This is a genomic window from Pseudomonas sp. SJZ080, assembly GCF_007828295.1.
Lineage (GTDB): Bacteria > Pseudomonadota > Gammaproteobacteria > Pseudomonadales > Pseudomonadaceae > Aquipseudomonas > Aquipseudomonas migulae_A.
In genome coordinates, this window is sequence record NZ_VIUK01000003.1 from 446,813 (window position 1) to 469,099 (window position 22,287).

The 22,287-nt window shown below is 58.2% G+C and carries 20 protein-coding genes and 1 other RNA gene; 11 read left to right on the forward strand and 10 right to left on the reverse strand.

Translation table 11 applies throughout. From position 1 onward, the window contains the following. Window positions 1-188: 188 nt before the first annotated feature. The 4 genes from dapB to grpE all read right to left on the reverse strand — a co-directional run bounded on the left by dapB (window position 189) and on the right by grpE (window position 5,012). Window positions 189-995, reverse strand: a complete 807-nt coding sequence (gene dapB / locus FBY04_RS06875) for a 4-hydroxy-tetrahydrodipicolinate reductase (protein WP_145314839.1) — start codon at window positions 993-995, stop codon at window positions 189-191. Window positions 996-1,004: 9 nt separating this feature from the next. Further along, window positions 1,005-2,129 carry a molecular chaperone DnaJ gene (dnaJ, locus tag FBY04_RS06880; RefSeq protein WP_084321840.1) on the reverse strand — a complete coding sequence of 375 codons (1,125 nt, stop codon included), beginning with the start codon at window positions 2,127-2,129 and terminating at the stop codon, window positions 1,005-1,007. 297 nt (window positions 2,130-2,426) lie between these two features. Then, complete coding sequence (gene dnaK / locus FBY04_RS06885; RefSeq protein ID WP_017336462.1) at window positions 2,427-4,343, reverse strand: molecular chaperone DnaK; 1,917 nt, start codon at window positions 4,341-4,343, stop codon at window positions 2,427-2,429. 102 nt (window positions 4,344-4,445) lie between these two features. Further along, entirely contained in the window at window positions 4,446-5,012 is a 567-nt protein-coding gene (gene grpE / locus FBY04_RS06890; protein WP_084321839.1) for a nucleotide exchange factor GrpE, read from the reverse strand. Window positions 5,013-5,253: 241 nt separating this feature from the next. Between grpE and recN the strand changes: the two genes are divergently transcribed. Further along, a complete protein-coding gene (gene recN, locus FBY04_RS06895) occupies window positions 5,254-6,927 on the forward strand; it encodes a DNA repair protein RecN (protein ID WP_145314840.1) in 1,674 nt (557 codons plus the stop codon). 227 nt (window positions 6,928-7,154) lie between these two features. Here the strand turns inward: recN and fur are convergent, their stop codons facing one another. Continuing rightward, window positions 7,155-7,559: a ferric iron uptake transcriptional regulator gene (gene fur / locus FBY04_RS06900; protein ID WP_145314841.1), complete on the reverse strand. Its 405-nt coding sequence runs from the start codon at window positions 7,557-7,559 to the stop codon at window positions 7,155-7,157. Between the two features lie 97 nt (window positions 7,560-7,656). On the opposite strand from fur, the gene FBY04_RS06905 reads away from it, so the two are divergent. After that, window positions 7,657-8,184 (forward strand): outer membrane protein assembly factor BamE, encoded by a 528-nt coding sequence (locus tag FBY04_RS06905; protein WP_084321837.1) that lies wholly within the window; start codon window positions 7,657-7,659, stop codon window positions 8,182-8,184. Window positions 8,185-8,244: 60 nt separating this feature from the next. Here the strand turns inward: FBY04_RS06905 and FBY04_RS06910 are convergent, their stop codons facing one another. Genes FBY04_RS06910 through FBY04_RS06920 form a run of 3 tightly spaced genes read right to left on the reverse strand, consistent with a single transcriptional unit; the run spans window position 8,245 to window position 10,397 of the window. Further along, window positions 8,245-8,559, reverse strand: a complete 315-nt coding sequence (locus FBY04_RS06910; protein ID WP_084321836.1) for an RnfH family protein — start codon at window positions 8,557-8,559, stop codon at window positions 8,245-8,247. Next, entirely contained in the window at window positions 8,552-8,986 is a 435-nt protein-coding gene (locus tag FBY04_RS06915; RefSeq protein ID WP_084321835.1) for a type II toxin-antitoxin system RatA family toxin, read from the reverse strand. Before FBY04_RS06915 ends, FBY04_RS06910 begins: the two co-directional genes overlap by 8 nt. 7 nt (window positions 8,987-8,993) lie before the next feature. Beyond that, window positions 8,994-10,397 carry a sodium-dependent transporter gene (locus tag FBY04_RS06920; RefSeq protein WP_084321834.1) on the reverse strand — a complete coding sequence of 468 codons (1,404 nt, stop codon included), beginning with the start codon at window positions 10,395-10,397 and terminating at the stop codon, window positions 8,994-8,996. A gap of 118 nt (window positions 10,398-10,515) precedes the next feature. Between FBY04_RS06920 and smpB the strand changes: the two genes are divergently transcribed. Continuing rightward, on the forward strand, window positions 10,516-10,998 hold the full coding sequence (smpB, locus tag FBY04_RS06925) for an SsrA-binding protein SmpB (protein ID WP_008029800.1): 483 nt from the start codon (window positions 10,516-10,518) through the stop codon (window positions 10,996-10,998). 120 nt (window positions 10,999-11,118) lie between these two features. Here smpB and FBY04_RS06930 read toward each other — a convergent pair whose 3' ends face one another. Then, entirely contained in the window at window positions 11,119-11,886 is a 768-nt protein-coding gene (locus FBY04_RS06930) for a GntR family transcriptional regulator (RefSeq protein WP_084321833.1), read from the reverse strand. A gap of 261 nt (window positions 11,887-12,147) precedes the next feature. Here FBY04_RS06930 and FBY04_RS06935 point away from each other — a divergent pair, with 261 nt between their 5' ends. The 8 genes from FBY04_RS06935 to ssrA all read left to right on the forward strand — a co-directional run bounded on the left by FBY04_RS06935 (window position 12,148) and on the right by ssrA (window position 21,243). Then, window positions 12,148-13,842, forward strand: coding sequence for a lactate permease LctP family transporter (locus FBY04_RS06935; protein WP_084321832.1), 1,695 nt, complete (start codon window positions 12,148-12,150; stop codon window positions 13,840-13,842). Window positions 13,843-13,993: 151 nt separating this feature from the next. After that, a complete protein-coding gene (locus tag FBY04_RS06940; protein WP_084321831.1) occupies window positions 13,994-14,818 on the forward strand; it encodes a (Fe-S)-binding protein in 825 nt (274 codons plus the stop codon). Continuing rightward, complete coding sequence (locus tag FBY04_RS06945; RefSeq protein WP_145314842.1) at window positions 14,815-16,269, forward strand: LutB/LldF family L-lactate oxidation iron-sulfur protein; 1,455 nt, start codon at window positions 14,815-14,817, stop codon at window positions 16,267-16,269. The genes FBY04_RS06940 and FBY04_RS06945 overlap by 4 nt, the downstream gene beginning before the upstream one ends. Continuing rightward, a complete protein-coding gene (locus tag FBY04_RS06950) occupies window positions 16,269-16,940 on the forward strand; it encodes a lactate utilization protein (RefSeq protein ID WP_145314843.1) in 672 nt (223 codons plus the stop codon). The genes FBY04_RS06945 and FBY04_RS06950 overlap by 1 nt, the downstream gene beginning before the upstream one ends. Beyond that, window positions 16,937-19,747, forward strand: coding sequence for an FAD-binding and (Fe-S)-binding domain-containing protein (locus FBY04_RS06955; protein ID WP_145314844.1), 2,811 nt, complete (start codon window positions 16,937-16,939; stop codon window positions 19,745-19,747). The genes FBY04_RS06950 and FBY04_RS06955 overlap by 4 nt, the downstream gene beginning before the upstream one ends. 130 nt (window positions 19,748-19,877) lie before the next feature. Next, entirely contained in the window at window positions 19,878-20,150 is a 273-nt protein-coding gene (locus tag FBY04_RS06960; protein ID WP_084321827.1) for a hypothetical protein, read from the forward strand. 331 nt (window positions 20,151-20,481) lie between these two features. Next, the gene (locus FBY04_RS06965; RefSeq protein ID WP_145314845.1) at window positions 20,482-20,736 is read left to right on the forward strand and encodes a hypothetical protein; all 255 of its coding nucleotides are present in this window, start codon (window positions 20,482-20,484) and stop codon (window positions 20,734-20,736) included. Between the two features lie 113 nt (window positions 20,737-20,849). Next, window positions 20,850-21,243, forward strand: a transfer-messenger RNA (tmRNA) gene (gene ssrA / locus FBY04_RS06970). Between the two features lie 189 nt (window positions 21,244-21,432). Here ssrA and FBY04_RS06975 read toward each other — a convergent pair. Further along, window positions 21,433-22,098 carry a GntR family transcriptional regulator gene (locus FBY04_RS06975; protein ID WP_084321825.1) on the reverse strand — a complete coding sequence of 222 codons (666 nt, stop codon included), beginning with the start codon at window positions 22,096-22,098 and terminating at the stop codon, window positions 21,433-21,435. Window positions 22,099-22,287: the final 189 nt, after the last annotated feature.

The window sequence follows — 22,287 nt, forward strand, 5'->3', positions numbered from 1 at the left end:
CGTCACCCCGCTTCTTCACTGAATTATTCTGCGCGCTTTTAGTGGACACACTAAAGCTGTAGCTTACAGAAAAAGGCATTTTTGGTCTACCGCCAATGAGCCTTAAAGGCCGGAGAATGCCACAGGACGTCGCTTGGCGTAATAAAACCGGGTCCAACGCTGGGCTGGAACCCGGTTTCGGGTGCATCTTAACGCAGGTCAAGCACGTCTTGCATGTCGTAAAGACCAGGCTCGCGACCGTCCAGCCACAACGCCGCACGCACCGCGCCCTTGGCGAACGTCATGCGACTCGACGCCTTGTGCGTGATTTCGAGGCGTTCGCCCTCACAGGCGAACAGCACTGTGTGATCACCCACCACATCCCCGCCGCGCACAGTCGCAAAACCGATCGTTTCACGCTCACGCGCACCGGTGTGACCTTCACGCCCGTAGACCGCCACCTTCTGCAAATCACGATCCAGCGCACTGGCAATCACTTCACCCATGCGCAGGGCCGTGCCTGAAGGTGCATCGATCTTGTGCCGATGGTGAGCCTCGATGATTTCGATATCCGCATCATCGCCCAACACACGAGCAGCCATGTCGAGCAGCTTCAGCGACAGGTTTACACCGACACTGAAGTTGGCCGCGAACACGATAGGAATGTCCTTGCCCGCCTCGACCAGCAACTGCTTCTGCACAGCGTCCAGACCGGTCGTGCCGATCACCATGGCCTTGCCTGCCTTACGGCAGAACGCCAGATTTTTCAGCATGACTTCCGGGAGCGTGAAGTCGATCAACACATCGAACTCTTCAGCCACCGCTTCCACATGACTGGACAGCGGTACGCCGATACGCCCCAACGAAGCCAGCTCACCGGCATCCACACCAATCAGCGTGCTGCCGGGGCGCACGATGGCAGCGGTCAGGCCGGTCAGCGGCGCGCGCTGCTGCACGGCCTCAACCAGGATTTTGCCCATGCGGCCAGCAGCGCCCATCACAGCTATACGTCGCATGCTCACTCCTTACAGGTCGCCAAAGAAGCGCTTCACACCTTCGAACCAACCGGTGGTTTTCGGCGAATGGCTGTTATCGTCCGCCAGAGAACTGCGGAACTCTTCCAGCAATTCGCGCTGACGACGCCCCAGGTTGACCGGGGTTTCGACCGCCACACGACACATCAGGTCGCCGGCACCGCCACCACGCACGGGCGCAACACCTTTGCCGCGCACACGGAATTGTTTGCCGGTCTGAGTCCCTTCTGGGATTTTCAGTTTGACCCGCCCATCGAGGGTCGGAATCTCCAGCTCGCCACCCAGCGCCGCATCGACGAAGCTGATCGGCACTTCGCAGAACAGGTGCTTGCCATCGCGCTGGAAGATCGCGTGCTCGCGCACATTGATCACCACGTACAGGTCGCCAGTCGGACCGCCCTGAGCACCCGCCTCGCCTTCGCCGGACAGACGAATGCGATCACCCGTGTCGACACCGGCCGGCACTTTCACGGAAAGTGTTTTGTACTCTTCAACGCGACCGTCACCGTTGCAGGAAGTGCACGGATCGGAAATGATCTTGCCCTGACCATGGCAGCGCGGACAGGTCTGCTGCACCGAGAAGAAACCTTGCTGCATGCGGACCTGACCGATACCGCCGCACGTCGGGCAGGTGACCGGCGAGGAGCCTTTCTTGGCACCCGAGCCATCGCATGGCTTGCAGTTGACCAGTGTCGGAACGCGGATGTTAACGGTGGTACCGCGCACCGCTTCTTCCAGATTCAGCTCCAGGGTGTAACGCAGGTCGCTGCCGCGCTGGGCGCCGCCACGAGCACCGCCGCGACCGCCACCGAAGAAATCACTGAAGACATCGCCAAAGATGTCGGAGAAATTCTGACCGCCAAACCCGGCACCGCCGCCACCCATGCTTGGGTCGACACCGGCATGACCATACTGGTCGTACGCCGCGCGCTTGCTGGAATCGGACAGCACTTCGTAGGCCTCATTGGCCTCTTTGAACATCTCTTCCGACGCTTTGTCATCGGGATTACGGTCCGGGTGGTGCTTCATCGCCAAGCGACGGTAGGCCTTCTTCAGGTCCGCTTCGCTCGAGCCACGCTCAACACCCAATACTTCGTAATAGTCACGCTTTGCCATAAGTCTTTGCACTCTTAAGGACGTTCGACAAACCTCTCCTGAGCCTCGTCAAACTCGTTGAGCCCCAATACAGGCCCGGACCCAACTCACGTCAATTCAACGATCCTGGTCTTTGATTCATTGCAGTACTGTCGGCTCGAAAAGCAGGAGCATCTTCGGCCATACCGCCAACACACGAACGCTGTCGCATGCTGTAAAAATTCGTGTACTCCAGACACGCCAACGCGGGAGCAAGCTCCCGCGCGGCGACATCCTACCAGTCACCGCCTTAAGGCAGTCAACCGGGCGACCACTAACTTACTTGTGGTCTTTGACTTCTTCGAACTCGGCATCGACAACATCGTCAGCCTTCTCAGCCGATTCGCCTTGCGGTGCAGCGCCTTCAGCAGGCTGGGCCTGTTCGGCGTACATCTTCTGCGCCACTGGAGCGGAGACTTTCGACAGCTCTTCAACCTTGGCTTCGATGGCAGCCTTGTCGTCGCCTTTGACGGCGGCTTCCAGGGCAACCACGGCAGCTTCGATTGCAGTCTTCTCTTCAGCAGTCACTTTATCGCCAGCGTCTGCGACCATTTTGCGAGTCGAGTGAACCAGTGCATCGCCCTGGTTGCGGGCTGCTGCCAGCGCTTCGAACTTGCTGTCTTCCTCGGCATTGGCTTCAGCATCGCGAATCATCTGCTGAATCTCTTCCTCGGACAGACCGGAGTTGGCCTTGATCACGATCGACTGAGTCTTGCCGGTAGCCTTGTCTTTCGCGCCGACGTGCAGGATGCCGTTGGCGTCGATGTCGAAGGTCACTTCGATTTGTGGCACGCCACGTGGTGCTGGTGGAATCTCGGCCAGGTCGAACTTGCCCAGGGACTTGTTCTGAGCGGCTTGCTTACGCTCGCCTTGCAGCACGTGAATGGTCACGGCGCCCTGGTTGTCGTCGGCAGTCGAGAACACTTGCGATTTCTTGGTAGGAATCGTGGTGTTTTTCTCGATCAGCGCGGTCATCACGCCACCCATGGTTTCGATACCCAGGGTCAGCGGGCTGACGTCGAGCAGCAGAACGTCTTTCACGTCACCGGCCAATACGGCGCCCTGGATGGCAGCACCCATGGCAACGGCTTCGTCCGGGTTCACGTCTTTACGTGCTTCTTTGCCGAAGAACTCGGTCACCAGCTTCTGAACCAGTGGCATACGGGTCTGACCGCCGACCAGGATCACGTCGTTGATGGCGCCAACGTCGATGCCGGAGTCTTTCAGAGCGATGCGGCAAGGTTCGATGGTGCGTTGAACCAGGTCTTCTACCAGCGCTTCGAGCTTGGCGCGGGAGATTTTCACGTTCAAGTGCTTAGGACCGGTGGCGTCTGCAGTGATGTACGGCAGGTTCACGTCGGTCGACATGCTCGAGGACAGTTCGATCTTGGCTTTTTCAGCGGCTTCTTTCAGGCGCTGCATGGCCAGCGGATCACCCTTGAGGTTCATGCCGCTTTCTTTCTTGAATTCGTCGACGAGGTAGTCGATCAGACGAATGTCAAAGTCTTCACCGCCCAGGAACGTGTCACCGTTGGTGGCCAATACTTCGAACTGGTGCTCGCCATCGACTTCAGCGATTTCGATCACGGAAACGTCGAAAGTACCGCCGCCCAAGTCGTAAACGATCACGGTGTGATCGCCTTTCGCCTTGTCCATACCGTAAGCCAGAGCGGCTGCGGTCGGTTCGTTGATGATACGTTTAACGTCCAGGCCCGCGATGCGGCCGGCGTCTTTGGTCGCCTGACGCTGGCTGTCGTTGAAGTAGGCCGGAACGGTGATCACCGCTTCGGTCACTGGCTCGCCGAGGTAGTCTTCGGCGGTCTTCTTCATTTTCTTCAGAATTTCAGCCGAGATTTGTGGCGGCGACATTTTCTGGCCGTTGACTTCTACCCACGCGTCGCCATTGTCAGCCTTGGCGATTTTGTAAGGGACCATCTTGATGTCTTTCTGTACGACTTCTTCGTCGAACTTACGACCGATCAGACGCTTCACCGCATACAGGGTGTTGTGCGGATTGGTCACAGCCTGACGCTTGGCCGACTGGCCAACGAGAATTTCGCCATCGTTCGCGTAAGCGATGATCGACGGCGTGGTACGCGCGCCTTCAGCGTTTTCGATTACTTTGGCTACGCCGTTTTCAAGCACGGAGACGCAGGAGTTGGTAGTCCCCAGGTCGATACCGATAATTTTGCCCATGTTCACTCTCCCGAAACTTTGGATTTGGTTGCCGCAGCAGTGGTGGCTAACTGCGGTAGCACTTAAACGCTTGACTTCTAAATGGGGGCCTTGCGGCTAATTTCAAGCCTGCTCGTCAATAGAAGGCGAAACTGGCGCAGGGGCCTTGCTGACCACGACCATGGCCGGGCGCAGCAGACGACCGTTGAGCTGATAGCCCTTCTGGAACACCTTGAGCACGCTGTTCGGCTCGACGTCGGCGCTTTCCTGCATGGCCATTGCCTGATGTTGAACGGCGTTGAACGGTTCTCCATGCGGATCGATCGCCTCCAGCTGATAACGCTTCAGGGTGTCCTGGAACATTTTCAGGGTCAGCTCGATGCCTTCGCGCATTGGACGGATGCTTTCGTCGTCCGGGCTGGACAACTCCAGGCCACGCTCCAGGCTGTCGATGATCGGCAGCAAATCGCCTGCGAATTTTTCCAGGGCGAATTTGTGCGCTTTTTCTACATCCTGCTCGGCGCGGCGGCGGACGTTCTGCAGATCAGCTGCTACACGCAAAGCCTGATCCTGGGCGCCAGCCAGTTGCTCTTCGAGCACTTGTACACGGGCCGCCAGATCACCACCCGAGTCCTGGGCAGCCTGATCGGCGTCTAGATTTTGCGTATCCACTGTCTGTTCGTCAGCCATAGATTTCTCCTTTCAATTTCGTCCGCGAGCTCAACTCGCGCTTCTGTCCCGGTATATGGGGCCGCAAAAATCAGCTTCAAGGGGCTCGTTATGATTAACCCTACAAAAAACAGCTGCATTGTCATTCCTCAATGGGCTAACGATTTCGTCGGATCAAGCAAATCGAGCTAAGCGAGGGCATTGTCAGGCGCAAATAAAACACTGTATAAATAACCAGACCTAAAGCCTGGGAGCGGCCTTTATGCTGGTGCACCTGTCCGTACACAACTACGCCATCGTCGAACATCTCGATCTCGAACTCGATCGCGGGATGAGCGTGATCACGGGTGAAACCGGCGCCGGGAAGTCGATCATGCTCGACGCCCTGGGCCTGACCCTGGGCGATCGCGCCGACAGTGGCGTCGTCCGCCCCGGTGCCGACAAGGCCGACATCCTGGCCACCTTCGACCTGGTCGACATTCCTGAAGCCAGTGCCTGGCTGGCCGAGCGCGACCTCGAAAGCGATGGCCCATGCATCCTTCGCCGGGTGATCACTGCCGAAGGACGTTCGCGCGGCTATATCAACGGCACGCCCTGCCCGCTCGGTGATCTCAAGTCCCTGGGCGAACTACTGATTGATATCCACAGCCAGCACGAACACCAATCCCTGCTCAAGACCGACACTCACCGACGCCTGCTCGACGAGTATGCCGGTGCCACCGACCTTGCCCGTCAGGTTCAGCTTGCCGCCCAGCGCTGGCGCCAGACCCGTCAGGAGCTGGAGCGCCTGTCCAACTCCGGCGATGAGCAGCGCGCACGCCATCAATTGCTGAGCTATCAACTCGAAGAGCTGGAAAACCTCGGCCTCGGCGAAAACGAACTGGAGCAGTTGGAGCAGGAACACAAGAACCTGACCAACGCCGAAACCCTGCTGGGCATCTGCCGACAAGTGGTCGAGCAGTGCAGCGAAAGTGATTCCGGCAATGTCCTGAATGCCCTGACCGCCAGCCTTAATCGCCTGTCGAGCGTAAACAACTCGATTGGCGCGCTGGGCGAAGCCAGCAGCTTGCTGACCAGTGCACAGATCCAGGTTGAAGAAGCCGTGGGCGAGCTGAATCGCTTTCTCGACAACTTCGATGCGGACCCGGCGCGTCTTCAACACCTGGAAGAACGCCTCGATGCGATCTACACCATGGCGCGCAAACACCGCATCCAGCCCACCGAAGTGGCCGAGATGCAGCAGCGGTTGCTGGATGAAATCGAAACGTTGAATGCGAACGACGAATCCATCGAACGACTGAGCGATGAGCTGGCGTCCTATGCTCGCCATTACCAGGAGAAGGCTCGAGAACTCAGCGACCTGCGCCATCAAGCCTCCAGCAGTCTGGCCAGCGCCGTGGAGCAGGAAATTCAGCGACTGGGCATGCCCGGAGGTCGCTTCACCATCGAACTGCGCCCCAACAGCAGCGATGAGTTGCTACCCAACGGGCTCGAACAGGTAGAGCTGCTGGTGAGCGCCAACCCCGGCCAGCCCTTGAAAGCCTTGGCAAAAGTAGCCTCGGGCGGCGAGCTCTCGCGGATCAGCCTCGCGATTCAGGTGATCACCGCGCAGACCTCACGCGTACCGACACTGGTATTCGACGAAGTGGACGTGGGTATCGGCGGACCGACTGCGGAGATTGTCGGCCAACTGCTGCGTCGCCTTGGCGAGCGCGGGCAGGTGTTGACGGTGACTCACTTGCCACAAGTGGCGGCGCAGGGTCATCAGCATCTATTTGTGCACAAGGTGCGTGGCGAGGATGCGACCCACACGGCCGTCTCCAAGCTCAGCAAGAATGATCGCGTCGAAGAAGTCGCACGGATGCTGGGCGGCATCGACTTGACCAAGGAATCCCTGGCCCACGCGAAAAAAATGGTCGTTACCGCAAAAATCTAAGCTTCGCACGCGAGACATGCAGGAGCCGGCTTGCTGGCGATGGATGCGCCGCGTTTAATCAGATCCTGCGCGTTATCGTTAACGACCATCGCCAGCAAGCCGGCGCCTACAGGAGGCCGAGTGCCAACCAGCGAAGGCCGCAAAACATCTAAGGCCGGCAGAAAGCACGAAGGCGACCCTAGGGTCGCCTTCGCTCGTTTCGCGAACCTGAAGTTCGCGCGACATGCTTACTTTTTCTTGCGCACGTACAGCACAAGATTGTGATCAACCATCTCGAAGCCATACTTGTCGACGATCGCTTTCTGCAGGCGCTCGATTTCTTCGTCGAAGAATTCGATCACTTCACTGGTCTCGACGTTGACCATATGGTCGTGATGCTTGCCGTCGTCCAGCTCGAAGACCGCATGGCCTCCGTCGAAGTTGTGCCGCACCACAAGGCCAGCTGCCTCGAACTGGGTCAGTACACGGTAAACCGTGGCCAGACCGACGTCCTCACCAGCCTCCATCAGCGCCTTGTAAACATCCTCGGCACTCATGTGGCGTTGCTCGGCGGAATCGAGCATTTGCAGAATCTTGCCCCGTGGAAGGGTCACTTTGAGGCCGGCTTTGCGTAGTTCGCTATTTTCAACCATGGTCAGCTTTCTCGCGATGCTGCTTCGCAGCTTCTCTTAATGCGGGTATGATCGGCGTTTACGTTGTCCCAGCCAAGATAGTGGAAGTCGCCCACCGATGCAAAACACCAAGCTCTTGCTAACCAGTTTCACCTTTGTGGGACTGCTCGCACTCGCCGGTTGTTCATTCCCCGGGGTTTACAAAATCGACATCCAGCAGGGCAATGTCGTCACGCAGGACATGATAGACCAGTTACGCCCGGGAATGACCCGTCGGCAAGTACGGTTTATCATGGGCAACCCTCTGCTGACCGACACGTTCCATGCCGATCGCTGGGATTATCTGTATAGCCTGCAACCGGGTGGCGGTGAACGCCAACAGGAACGCATTAGCGTTATCTTCAACCCAAATGACCAACTTGTCAGCCTCTCCGGTGATTTCATGCCAGGCGTGAGCCGGGACGAAGCCATTCTCGGCAAGGACAGCGGCACTACCGTGACCGCACCTGCAGAAAACGCCGAGAAGCCGAAACCGGAAAAACCGGTCAAGCCGGGTTCGTTGCTGGATCAGATCCAGAAGGACGTAGACGGCGTAGAAACCGTACCGGTCCCGACGCCAGAACCGCTGGAAACCTCGCCGCAATAATTTGCGACGCAATAAAAAACCCGGAATGTCCGGGTTTTTTATTGTCTGCCGTTTGGCACATCACTGATTCCGCGCTTTGGCCTCGGCAGCCTTGGCGGCACGAAGCCGGCGAACCTCTTTCGGATCGGCCAGCAGCGGTCGATAAATCTCGATGCGATCCCCCGCCTGTAGCTGACGAGTATCAGGATCGATGACCACCTTGCCGAATATCCCCACAGGGCATTCAGCCAGGTCCAGCTCAGGAAACTCGCGATCTACCCCCGACGCCAGCAAAGCCGCCCGCACTGTCGTCCCCGCTGGCACGGTCACACTTAGAAGCACCTGACGATCAACGGCGGCATACACCACCTCGACTTCGATCACGACCTCAACCATGCATCTGCTTGGCGCGCTGGCAGAATGCATCCACCAGCGTATTGGCCGCCTGATTGAACAATGGCCCCAACGTTGCGCGGACAATCGGCCCTGCATAGTCGAACGAAAGGTCCAGGCTGATCTTGCAGGCCTTGTCGGTCAACGCCTTGAACACCCAGATGCCGTGCAACTGAGTGAACGGACCTTCCTCGAGATTCATTTCGATCGATTGCCCGGGCACCAGCGTGTTGCGCGTTACGAAATGCTGGCTGAGACCACCTTTGGCCACACCAACGCTTGCACGCATGTGCTCGATAGAGCTTTCCAGGACTTCGGCCGACGAGCACCACGGCAGAAACTCCGGGTAACGCGCCACGTCATTGACCAGGTCATACAGCGCTTGCGCCGGATACGGCAGCAGGGCCGAACGTTGAATGTGTGTCGTCATGTCAGCGTCACTTCCACAGCTGGGCGGCAAACACTACGAGAATGCCGATGGGCGCTACATAGCGCATCAAAAACAGGGACAGATTGAACAGCATGGGGCTGCGGATCGACAACTCGTCGCGCACCGCTTCACGCCCCATCACCCAGCCCGCAAACACCACGAAACACAAACCACCGAGAGGCAGCATGATCCGCGAAGTGAAGAAATCGATCACGCCAAAGAAATCCAGGCCGCCGGCCGCACCCCATTGATAGAGATGGAACATCCCGCCTTCGTTCACGAAAAACTTGGCTTCCTTCCAGATATTGAAGGAAAACACAGTCCCAAGACCGACGAACCAGCATGTGAATGCCAGCCAGAACGTCACCCAGGCGCGACTGACTTTAGTACGCTCAACCAGGTAAGCCACCATCGGCTCCAGCAACGAAATCGCCGAACTCCAGGCCGCAATCGCTACAAGCACGAAGAACACTACGCCCATCAACTGGCCAAACGCTACGTTGCCAAAGGCAAATGGCAGGCTGACGAACATCAGGCCAGGGCCTTCACTCGGATTCAGGCCGGCAGCAAACACTATTGGAAACAACGCCAGGCCGGCCACGAGAGAAACAAAGGTATCGAGCAGCGCTACTCCGACGACGGTGCCTGAAATCGACGAGTCTTTCGGCATGTAAGCGCCGTAGATCATGATCGAACCCACGCCTACGCTGAGGGAGAAGAACGCATGCCCCATGGCGGGCAGCAAACCGTCGAGGACTTTTTCCGGGTGGAAGTCGAACATGAAATGCACGCCCTCCATGAAATGGCCGGTGGTCATGCTGTAACCCAGCAGCACCAGGATCATCACAAAGAGCAACGGCATCATGATGCGCAGGCTGCGTTCAAGCCCGGCAACGACGCCTTTGGCGATCACAATGGCGGACAGCAGCATAAAAATCGTGTGCCAAAGTGTCAGGCGCCATGGATCGGCGATCACCTTGCCAAAGTACGCGCCGACCTGATCAGGCGTTACACCCTGGAAATCACCGCGCCCCATGTCGATGATGTAATCCAGCGACCAGCCGCCGACAACGCTATAGAAAGACAGGATCAGCAGCGCTGTGATCATCCCGGCGAACGCGCCCCAGGACCACTTGCCCGAATGCCCCGCCTCCAGCGCCAGCACCTTCAACGCGTTAGCCGGACTTTGCCGGGCACGCCGGCCGATCAGGGTTTCCGCCAGCATGACCGGCACGCCGATCAGCGCGATACAGGCCAGGAACATCAGCACAAACGCACCGCCGCCGTAGACCCCGACCATGTACGGGAACTTCCAGATACTACCCAGGCCCACGGCCGAACCGGTCGCGGCGAGTATGAAGACCCAGCGGCTAGCCCAACTGCCGTGGACAGAAACCTTGTCTGTCGACATCGTTACCACGTCCCAGCATTGAAAAAAGAGGGCGCATTGTCCGGGATTCAATCAACCTGCTCAAGCACGCTGCGTCACCGTAGCCGACTCGCTTGCAACTCCCTATAATGCCGCCCCTATGGCTAAACAGAAGAAACACCCAACAGGGACCATCGCGCAAAATAAAAAGGCGCGACACGATTACTTCATCGAACATCGGTTCGAGGCTGGCCTGGTCCTGGCCGGCTGGGAAGTAAAAAGTCTGCGGGCGAGCAAGCTACAGCTGGTTGACAGTTATGTACTGCTCAAGGATGGCGAAGCCTGGCTGCTTGGCAGCCACATTACGCCACTGACGACCGCCAGCACCCACGTCATTGCTGACCCGACGCGCACCCGAAAATTGCTGCTCAACCGCCGCGAGCTGGAAAAGCTGGCCGCCGCCGTGCAGCAAAAAGGTTACGCCTGCGTGTGCCTGTCCTGGTACTGGAGCAAGCACATGGTCAAGTGCGAGATCGCACTGGGCAAGGGCAAGAAGGAATATGACAAGCGTGACACCGAACGCGAACGCGACGCCGGTCGCGAGCTGCAACGTGCGGTGCGCAACAAGGGCAAGGAAGAGTAATCTTTCTGCCTGAACGTTGCGGCGCTAGCGACAAGATCGCAGCCTTCGGCAACGCCTACACCGGGATCCGCATTTCCCTGTAGGCGCTGCCGAAGGCTGCGATCTTTTGTTTTTTTTAAATTACATCCCCTTGCGCCGCTCCGCCCGGGCCATGCGTTGCACTTCCTGGCGCACTTCTTCCAGCACTTCCTGCACATACAAAATGTGTCGGCTGGAGACTTCTCGCGCCTGCTCCGCCCTTCCTTCGATAATCGCCATGTACAACTCCCGGTGCTGCGTGATCAGCATGTCGCGGGTTTCAGTGCGCTGTTTGTACATACCGCCGATGTTGGTCACCACGTTGCGCTTGAGCAGATCGAACAGCCCGCGAATGGTGTGCAGCAACACCGCGTTGTGACTGGCCTCGGCGATGGCCAGGTGAAATTTTGCATCCGCCGCGCCCTCCTCCGCCCGACTCACTTCATCGTGACGCGTGTAGCAATCCTGCAGTTCATTAAAGGCTGCGGTCAGCCGCTCGCGATCGACATCCGTGGCACGCAGCGCAGCGTAATAGGCGCAGGACGCTTCCAGGGTGTGGCGAAACTCCAGCAGATCACGCTGGGCCTCGGGATTACTTTCCAGCAGATGAAGAAGTGGATCACTGAAGGTCGTACCCAGTGATTCCACTACGTAGTTTCCGCCGCCCTGGCGACTGACCAGCAAGCCCTTGGCCGCCAGTTTCTGAATCGCTTCGCGTAACGAAGGGCGTGACACGCCGAACTGCTCGGCCAGCGCGCGCTCTGCCGGCAAGCGCTCACCTGCTTTCAGCGTGCCCTCGAGAATCATCCCCTCGAGCCGCTCGACAATATCGTCAGACAAACGGCGCTGACGAATTTGATCAAACCCCATAACTCAAATCTCCACGATCCCGACGGCTCGCCGGGCTCTCTATTCTGGCCTATCGGCGCTGTGCCAGCACCTGCCCGACAGCATTTGTTCGAGCGCATCACTCGGGAGCAAGAGCGCTTGTTCGACAAAAGTTTTAGGGCGGCAAATTGACACACCGCCTACAAGGCTTTTACCCTAGCGAACAGCGATTGTAAATTGGTATTACCATTTATCCAAGAACGCTGACAGTGCATGACCAACAACAATTAGGGGCCACCCCATATGCAAACCTGGCAACAGCTCTATACCCCGCTCGGCAGCCTTGGCTTTTCCGCGCTCGCGGCCGTCATTCCCATCGTGTTTTTCTTTCTGGCATTGGCCGTGTTCCGGCTCAAAGGACACGTGGCCGGCAGCATCACGCTGGCTTTGTCCATTGCAGTCGCGATTTTCGCTTTCCAGATGCCGGTCGACATGGCATTCGCCGCCGCCGGGTATGGCTTCGCCTACGGCTTGTGGCCTATTGCGTGGATCATCGTGGCAGCAGTTTTCCTCTACAAACTGACGGTCAAGAGCGGTCAGTTCGAGGTGATTCGCAGCTCGGTCCTGTCGATCACGGACGACCAGCGCTTGCAGGTGCTGCTGATCGGTTTCTGCTTCGGTGCATTCCTTGAAGGTGCAGCCGGTTTCGGCGCACCGGTAGCGATTACCGCCGCACTGCTTGTGGGACTGGGCTTCAACCCGCTGTACGCCGCAGGCCTGTGCCTGATCGCCAACACTGCGCCGGTAGCCTTTGGTGCCTTGGGGATTCCAATCATCGTGGCCGGGCAAGTGACCGGCATCGATGCGTTCAAGATCGGCGCCATGACCGGCCGCCAACTGCCGTTGCTGTCGCTGTTCGTGCCGTTCTGGCTGGTGTTCATGATGGACGGCCTGCGCGGTGTGCGGGAAACCTGGCCGGCAGCACTGGTCGCTGGCTTGAGCTTTGCCATCACCCAATACTTCACGTCGAACTTCATCGGCCCTGAGCTGCCGGACATCACCTCGGCCCTGGCCAGCCTGATTTCCCTGACGCTATTCCTGAAAGTCTGGCAGCCAAAACGCGCTGCGGGCCAACACATCGCTGGCGCGGTCTCGGCTTCCGTTGTGACTGCCAGCGCCGGTGGTTTCGGCCAGCCGCGCACAACCGTGGCCTCGCCTTACAGCTTCGGTGAAATCTTCAAAGCGTGGTCGCCGTTCCTGATCCTCACCGTGCTGGTCACCATCTGGACCCTGAAACCGTTCAAGGCAATGTTTGCCGCTGGCGGCTCGATGTACAGCTGGGTGTTCAACTTCGCGATCCCGCACCTGGATCAAATGGTGATCAAGGTTGCACCGATCGTGACTGCGCCAACCGCCATTCCGGCCGTGTTCAAACTCGATCCGATTTCCGCGACCGGCACGGCGATTTTCTTCTCCGCGCTGATCTCGATGCTGGTACTGAAGATCAACCTCAAAACTGGTCTTACCACTTTAAAAGAAACCTTCTACGAGCTGCGCTGGCCAATTCTGTCCATCGGCATGGTGCTGGCGTTTGCCTTCGTCACCAATTACTCGGGCATGTCGTCGACCATGGCCCTGGTACTGGCGGGCACTGGCGCGGCGTTCCCGTTCTTCTCGCCGTTCCTCGGCTGGCTGGGCGTGTTCCTGACCGGTTCCGATACTTCGTCCAACGCGCTGTTCAGTTCGTTGCAAGCGACCACCGCACACCAGATCGGCGTCAGCGACACCTTGCTGGTCGCGGCGAACACCAGCGGCGGCGTAACCGGCAAGATGATCTCGCCACAATCGATCGCCGTGGCCTGCGCCGCGACCGGACTGGTGGGCAAGGAGTCGGATCTGTTCCGCTTCACCCTCAAGCACAGCCTGTTCTTTGCAACGATCGTCGGCTTGATCACCCTGGCTCAGGCCTACTGGTTCACCGGCATGCTGGTGCACTAAGTACTACAAGATAAACAGCAAAAACCGACGCCGGACCACGATTCCGGCGTCAGCTATCCACAACCCGGTCTGTAAGGCTGCTGAAAGAATCACTCTCTATATTCGGCAGCCTCAGCGGACGGATAACCGGGCCCACCCGGAGACACGCCTGATGAGCGAGCTTTTTTACAACGCAGTGCCGAACGCGACCCGCGTCGCCCCGCCCCTGCCCGAGCCTCGGCAATATCCCAGCGAAAAACCGTCACGGGTCTACCTGTTCGGGACCTGCGTGGTGGATTTGTTCTACCCGGAAGCCGGGATGGATGCGATTCACCTGTTGGAACGCGAAGGCATTCGTGTCGAGTACCCGCAAGGACAAAGCTGCTGCGGACAACCGGCCTACACCTCCGGTTACACCGACCAGGCCCGGACCGTGGCGCGGGCGCAACTGGCGCTGTTCGCTGGCGACTATCCGGTGGTGGTGCCGTCGGGATCGTGTGCCGGCATGTTGCGCGAACACTACGCCGACTTGTTCAAGGACGAGCCGCAAACACTGAAACAGGTTCAGGCGCTGGCCGCCCGGACTTATGAGTTGGCCGAGTTTCTGTTGTTTGTCTGCAAGGTGCAGCTCAAGGACAGCGGCGAGCCGGTAAAAGTGGCGTTACACACCTCGTGCTCGGCACGTCGTGAGATGAACACCCACCTGCACGGCCGCGAGTTGTTGGCGCAGCTGGACAACGTGGAACGCGTCGACCATGGCCATGAAAGTGAATGCTGTGGCTTTGGTGGGACATTCAGCGTCCGTATGCCAGACATTTCCGGGGCGATGGTGGCTGACAAGACTCGGTCGTTGAAGGAATCCGGCGCGCACAAGGTACTCAGTGCCGACTGCGGTTGCCTGATGAACATCAACGGCTCGCTGGAGAAACAGAAGGAAGCGTTGCGCGGTCAGCATCTGGCCAGTTTCCTCTGGCAGCGAACCGGAGGCGGCCAATGAACGCTTCCGCGATTATTCCTACGGTTGCCGTAGAAGAAGATTTTCGCACCCGCGCTCACACGGCATTGGGTGACAAGCAGTTGCGAAACAACTTTCGCACTGCGATGGATTCACTGATGACAAAACGGGCAACGTCCTTCAGCGATGCCCATGAAAGAGAACATTTGCGCGCGCTGGGCAATGCTGTCCGCGCCCGTGCGTTATCGAAGTTGCCCGACCTGCTCGAGCAGCTTGAACAGAACCTGATCCGCAACGGTGTGACAGTGCACTGGGCGGAAACGGTGGACGAAGCCAATGGCATCGTCCTCTCGATCATCCGCGCTCACGAGGGGCGGCAAGTGATCAAGGGCAAATCGATGGTCAGCGAAGAGATGGAGATGAATCATTTCCTCGCTGAACAGGGCATTGAATGCCTGGAGTCGGACATGGGCGAGTACATCGTCCAGCTCGACCACGAGAAGCCTTCACACATTATTATGCCGGCAATCCACAAGAACGCCGGTCAGGTCGCGTCCTTGTTCCACGACAAACTTGGCGTGGAATACACCAAGGACGTTGACCAACTCATTCAGATCGGTCGCAAAGTCTTGCGGCAGAAATTCTTCGAAGCGGACATCGGCGTCTCCGGCGTCAACTTCGCCGTGGCCGAAACCGGCACCCTGCTGCTGGTGGAAAACGAAGGCAACGGCCGCATGACCACCACCGTGCCGCCGGTGCACATCGCCGTCACCGGCATCGAAAAAGTCGTGGAAAACCTGCGTGACGTGGTGCCGCTGTTGTCGCTGCTGACCCGCTCGGCCCTTGGCCAGCCGATCACCACTTACGTCAACATGATCTCCGGCCCACGCAAGGACGATGAACGCGATGGCCCACATGAAGTGCACCTTGTGCTGCTGGACAACGGTCGCAGCCAAGCCTTTGCCGACAGCGAATTGCGCCAGACCCTGAACTGCATCCGCTGCGGCGCCTGTATGAATCATTGCCCGGTCTACACTCGAATTGGCGGCCACGCCTATGGGGAGGTTTACCCTGGGCCTATCGGAAAAATCATCACCCCGCACATGGTCGGCCTGGCGAAAGTGCCGGATCATCCGAGTGCATCCTCGCTGTGCGGTGCTTGCGGAGAAGTCTGCCCGGTAAAAATTCCTATCCCTGCGTTGCTGCGCCGCCTACGGGAAGAGAACGTCAAAGCCCCAGACAGTCCGCATCAAGTCATGCGTGGCCAAGGCAGCAAGTATTCGCGCAAGGAGCGTTTTATCTGGAATGCCTGGGCGAAACTCAACAGCTCGCCGACGCTGTATCGCCTGTTCGGCTTTGTCGCCACGCGCCTGCGCAGCCTCGCCCCGAGTAACGTCGGCCCGTGGACGCAAAACCACAGCGCCCCGAAACCCGCTGCCCGCTCACTGCACGACATGGCCCGCGAGCATCTGGCCAAACAGGGAGACCGCTGATGAGCGCCAAACGAAATATCCTCGCCAAGTTACGCAACAGCCTGACCGGCACCACGCCCGTGCCTGACGAATTTAATGTCGAACTGGTGACCGCGCCCTACACCTATGCACCCGAGCAACGGATCCCGCAGTTGCGCAAACTGATGGAAGCGGTGCACACCGAAATCCATCTGACATCAGGCGACGGTTGGCCAGCGCTGCTGGCGCAATTGCTGCGCGATCGCCAATTGCCAAGCCTGTTGATCGCGCCGACTACGCCTCATGGTCAACGTATCGCTCAGCACTGGGCGAACAATTCTGGCCTGCCCACGCTCAAGTCCTACGACCGTCCGGTTGAAGAATGGAAAGCCGAACTGTTCAACGACACACCTGCCAGTCTGACCGCGACCCTCGGAGCAATCGCCGCCACAGGCAGTCTGATTCTCTGGCCGACGCGGGAAGAACCGCGCTTGATGAGCCTGGTGCCGCCGGTGCATTTCGCCCTGCTCAAGGCCAGTGAAATCCGCGACAACTTCTATCAGGTGCAACAGGAATTCAACTGGGCGCAAGGTATGCCGACCAACGCGTTGCTGGTCTCCGGCCCTTCGAAGACCGCCGACATCGAGCAAGTCCTGGCTTACGGCGCCCACGGCCCGAAAGACCTGGTGGTTTTGATCCTGGAGGACCAATGAATCTACCGGCGGCTTTCCTGCGAGATGCACAGAAACTGATCCCCCAAGAGCGACGTTTCGATGATCCGCTGTCGACATTGGCCTTCGGTACCGACGCCAGTTTCTACCGGTTGATTCCGAAACTGGTGATCCGTGTCGAATCCGAAGACGAAGTGGTGGCACTGCTCGGACTGGCGCAACGGGATCAAGTCCCGGTGACCTTCCGCGCCGCCGGCACCAGCCTGTCCGGCCAGGCCATCAGCGATTCGGTGCTGATCGTGCTTGGGGATAACTGGAACGGTCGAGAGATCCGCGGCCAGGGTACGCAAATTCGCCTGCAACCGGGCGTGATCGGCGCGCAGGCCAATGCATGGCTGGCACCGTTCGGGCGCAAGATCGGTCCGGACCCGGCGTCGATCAACGCCTGCAAAATCGGTGGCATTGTCGCCAACAATGCCAGCGGCATGTGCTGCGGTACGGCGCAAAACACCTATCACACGCTGGCCGGTATTCGCCTGGTGCTCGCCGACGGCAGCCGCCTCGATACCGAAGATGCAGCGAGTGTCGCGGCGTTTCGCGAGAGCCATGCAACGCTGCTTGATCGTCTGGCGGCACTGGGCCGCGAGACCCGCGCCAATTCCGAACTGGCCGCAAAAATCCGCCACAAATATCGTCTGAAAAATACCACTGGCCTGTCACTCAACGCCCTGGTGGATTTCGATGAGCCTGTGGATATCTTGAGCCACTTGCTGGTGGGTTCCGAAGGCACGCTAGGGTTCATCAGCGCCGTGACTTACGACACCGTGATCGACCACCCGAACAAGGCCTCGGCGCTGATCGTGTTCCCGGATGTGGAAACCTGCTGCAACGCCGTCACCGTGCTGAAAAGCCAACCGGTGTCGGCCGTGGAACTGTTGGACCGCCGCAGTCTGCGCTCGGTGCAGAACAAACCCGGCATGCCGGCTTTCGTACAGCATCTGTCGAACAATGCCTGCGCCCTGCTGATCGAATCTCGCGCCGCGTCATCCACTTTGCTGCACGAGCAACTGGCGCAAATCATGGCGTCGCTGGCCTCATTCCCGGTGGAAAAACAGGTCGATTTCACCGAAGACCCCGTCGAAAACGCTCGTCTCTGGGCGATTCGCAAGGACACCTTTCCCGCCGTCGGCGCGGTGCGCAAAACCGGCACCACGGTGATCATCGAAGACGTGACGTTCCCGGTGGAACAACTGGCCATCGGCGTAAACCGTCTGATCGAGCTGTTCGACAAACATCACTACGACGAAGCGATTCTTTTCGGACACGCCCTGGAAGGCAATCTGCACTTTGTCTTCACCCAGGGCTTCAACAACCCGGAAGAAGTCGCACGCTATCAGGCGTTCATGGATGACGTCGCGCAATTGGTCGCCGTGGAATTCGGCGGTTCGCTGAAGGCCGAGCACGGCACCGGCCGCAATATGGCGCCCTTCGTCGAACTGGAATGGGGCAGCGATGCCTACCAGTTGATGTGGCAGCTCAAACGCCTGCTCGACCCTAATGGCATTCTCAATCCCGACGTGGTGCTCAGCGACGATCCGCAGATCCACCTGAAGCATCTGAAACCGCTGCCGGCCGCCGACGAGATTGTGGACAAGTGCATCGAGTGCGGTTTCTGCGAGCCGGTTTGCCCCTCGAAAGGCCTGACCCTGAGCCCGCGCCAGCGCATCGTGATCTGGCGGGATATTCAGGCGAAGAAACGTGCAGGCGTGGACACCACTGAACTCGAAGCCGCTTACGAATACCAAGGCATCGACACCTGCGCCGCCACCGGCTTGTGCGCACAACGTTGCCCTATAGGAATCAACACTGGCGAGCTGGTGAAAAAGCTTCGCGGCCGTAAGGCGACGCATACGAAAACCGCCAACTGGCTTGAAGGCAATTTCGCCACCGCACTGCAAGGTGCACGTTTCACCCTGCATGTGGCCAATGGCGCGCGCATGCTGCTGGGTGCGCCACGCCTGGCGAAACTTTCGGCGACGCTGACGAAGCTGTCCAAAGGTCACGTCCCGCAATGGACCAATGCCATGCCGCAGCCGGAAAAGGCCATTCGCTTCAGCCCGACCGTGACGGATGCGCGTCCGCGAGTGGTGTACCTGGCGGCCTGCGTCTCGCGGGTGATGGGGCCTGCGGCGGGTGATAAAGAACAAATGTCGCTGTACGACAAAACCCGTGGTCTGCTGGAAAAAGCCGGTTACCAGGTCGTTTTTCCGGACAATCAGGACAGCCTCTGCTGCGGTCAGCCGTTCGCCTCCAAGGGCTACGCCGAGCAAGCCGAACACAAACGCCAGGAGCTGATTGGCGCGTTGCTGCACGCCAGCCGTGGCGGGCTCGACCCGATCTACTGCGACACCAGCCCTTGCACGCTGCGCCTGGTTCAGGACCTGGGTGATGTTCGACTGGACTTGTACGATCCGGTGCGTTTCATCCGTACGCATTTGATGGACAGGCTCGAATTCACACCGCAGGAAGCGCCAATCGCGGTGCACGTTACGTGCAGCACTCAGCACCTGGGGGAAAGTCAGGCACTGATCGATCTGGCGCGCAAGTGCAGCAAATCCGTGGTCATTCCCGAAGGTATTCACTGCTGTGGATTTGCCGGCGACAAAGGCTTTACCACACCGGAGCTGAACGCCCATTCGCTGCGCACGCTCAAGGATGCGGTGCAGCAGTGCAGCGAGGGGATTTCCACCAGTCGCACCTGTGAGATCGGTCTGACACAACACGGTGGAATTGACTACCACGGGCTGGTCTATCTGGTGGACCGAGTCACCCGGGCGAGGACCCTCTGAAGAAAAATAGAACCCTGATGCACAGCCGCAGTCCACTGATTAAGCCCGGACATTGCCGGGCCTTACCCAAACTCGGCAGCCCGTTCTGATGGCCGGCAAATGCCTGGACCGTCAGTTCAAGGAGATACTCATGAAACGTTCTGTACTGTTAGGTCTGTTCGTTACTGTCTCGCTGATGGCGTCCCCCTCGTTTGCCGCAGAAGACCTCTGTGCGGTCAACTTGAAAACCATCGAAAATGCCAAGGCCCAGACTCCTCCGGAGATGGCTGATCAGGTTATGGCGAGCGTCAAGAAAGCCCAAGCCGATCAGGCAAAGGGCACCAAGGAAGGGACAAATGATTGCATCGCCGAGACCGAACAAACTATCCAGCAAATCAAGAACGCGAACAAAGGCGATAAATAACCCGGCACAATGCCACCCTTCGGGCGGGCTTTCTTGGAGTTCAACTCGCAGGCTTGTTGCTCATTAAGATTCACAGAGCAACAGGCCAGAGAGCGCTCAGGATGGCTCCACCCCATGCGAAACAAGCCAAAACCCGCCAACTGCGGGTTTTGTTGCTTCTGGGGTTTGGGCATGCGTCGACCTTTTTTTCCATAGCCTTTGGGTGAAAAGCGAATTCCTGCACCGCGTCGTAGTCTTTTAAGTAGGGCCGATCAATCGTGGCTTGTTTTTCGACTTCGGCCGAGCCCCCTCCCTAAGGCAGCACCGAGACTACCCGGACAAGGAAATATCCATGAAACGTACCGCGATCGCTGGTTTGCTCATGTCTGCTGCACTGTTGGCCTCTCCCGTATTTGCAGCGGACAACGACCTCTGTACGAGCAAGCTGCAACAGCTCAGAGCCAAAGTGAATGCACTGCCGGCGAGCCCTGACAACACCACGATGGAGATCAAAAGACTGCTGGCCAGCGCCGAAGCTTCAAAAGCTACCGGGGACGACAAAAAATGCGTCACCGAGGCCACCCAGGCATTGTCACTGGCAAACTGAGCAAAGGTCCCAACCCATGATCACTCGCGCCAAGCATCGGGTGGCCTTCTGAGCCACGTTGGCGTACACTACGCATGCTTGTTGCTCACTTCGATTCACAGAGCAACAGGCTCGGGGCCGTTTAGGATTCGACGCCGGTTGCGAAACTTTAGGTGCATGCCGAGTTGGTAACAGAACTCGTAAATCCACTGTTGCAACTTTCTATAGTTGCCAATGACGAAACCTACGGGGAATACGCTCTCGCTGCGTAAGCAGCCTTAGCCCTTCCCTTCTGGTACCTTCGGGTCCAGCAATCATCAGGGGATGTCTGTAAACCCAAAGTGATTGTCATATAGAACAGAATCGCCGTGCAGTACGTTGTGGACGAAGCGGCTAAAACTTACACAACTCGCCCAAAGCACCCTGCCCGTCGGGTCGCTGAGGGTTAACTTAATAGACACGGCTACGCATGTAGTACCGACAGCGGAGTACTGGCGGACGGGGGTTCAAATCCCCCCGGCTCCACCACTTCAACAAAAAAGACGTCCACGGACGTCTTTTTTTGTGCCTGAAATCCAGTGATTACAGGGGGGGGCGGGGCTTTCCTGGTTTTTTGAGTTCCAGGCGGTTTGGAATTCCCGGTTATCAAAACCTCGTAAATAATCGGACGCCGAGAGTGATGTGCTACAGGCCTACCTGCACCGCATATCAAGTCGACTATCGGTTCCTGCTGCGCTCATAGGCTGCCAAGACAGTTCGTTCCGATTGGACCAGGTAGGCATCCAGCATAATAGTCGCCTCGTCTGAGCGGCCTTCCTCAACGCATCGAAGTATCGAAGCATTCATATCGAGAAACGGCAAATGCAGGAATTGGGGATCGTTGAGCAGACCAAAGGCCAACCGCAATTCAGCCGATATCTGCCCATAAAAAACGAGCAGGCGCGGACTGTCGGCCAGTTCGACGATTGATTTGTGGAACATCATGTTAGCAGTGCCGACCGCTACCCAGTCTTTCGCTTCGCGCGCGCGGACGCCTAATTCGACGGCCTCTTGCATGTGCAGGGTGCCTGGGTGTTGGGGGTAACCTTGGGCGATTGCCTTGCATTCGATGAAACGGCGCACCCTGTAGATGTCGATAATCGACGCCATGTCAGGCTCCGCAACTGTTACTCCACGGTTGGGTTCGTGTTTGAGCAACCCTTCACGCGTCAGGACTCTGAATGCCTCTCTCAAGGTGTTCCGCGAAATGTCCAGGTTTTCGGCCAGTGCGGCTTCTGAAAGGCGTTGGCCGGGCACGAGTTCACCCTCGACCAGCATTCTGCGTATTTCTTGGGTGATGGATTCTCCCAGTGTTCGAGGAAGAGCGGGAGAGGCGTCATTCATAAAAAATCCAAGGTGAGAAAAACCGCTCCATTATTCCATCAGAGCTCAGTGCATGGCACAAGGACGAAACGTGTAGTGCGCTTCATTAAGTAGCACTTTTATAGGGTGAGGTAACAATTTGGTGCAGTTAGCTCAACCATGATAAATGGATTGTTCAACAAAAAAGCATTGATACACCTACATTGCGCG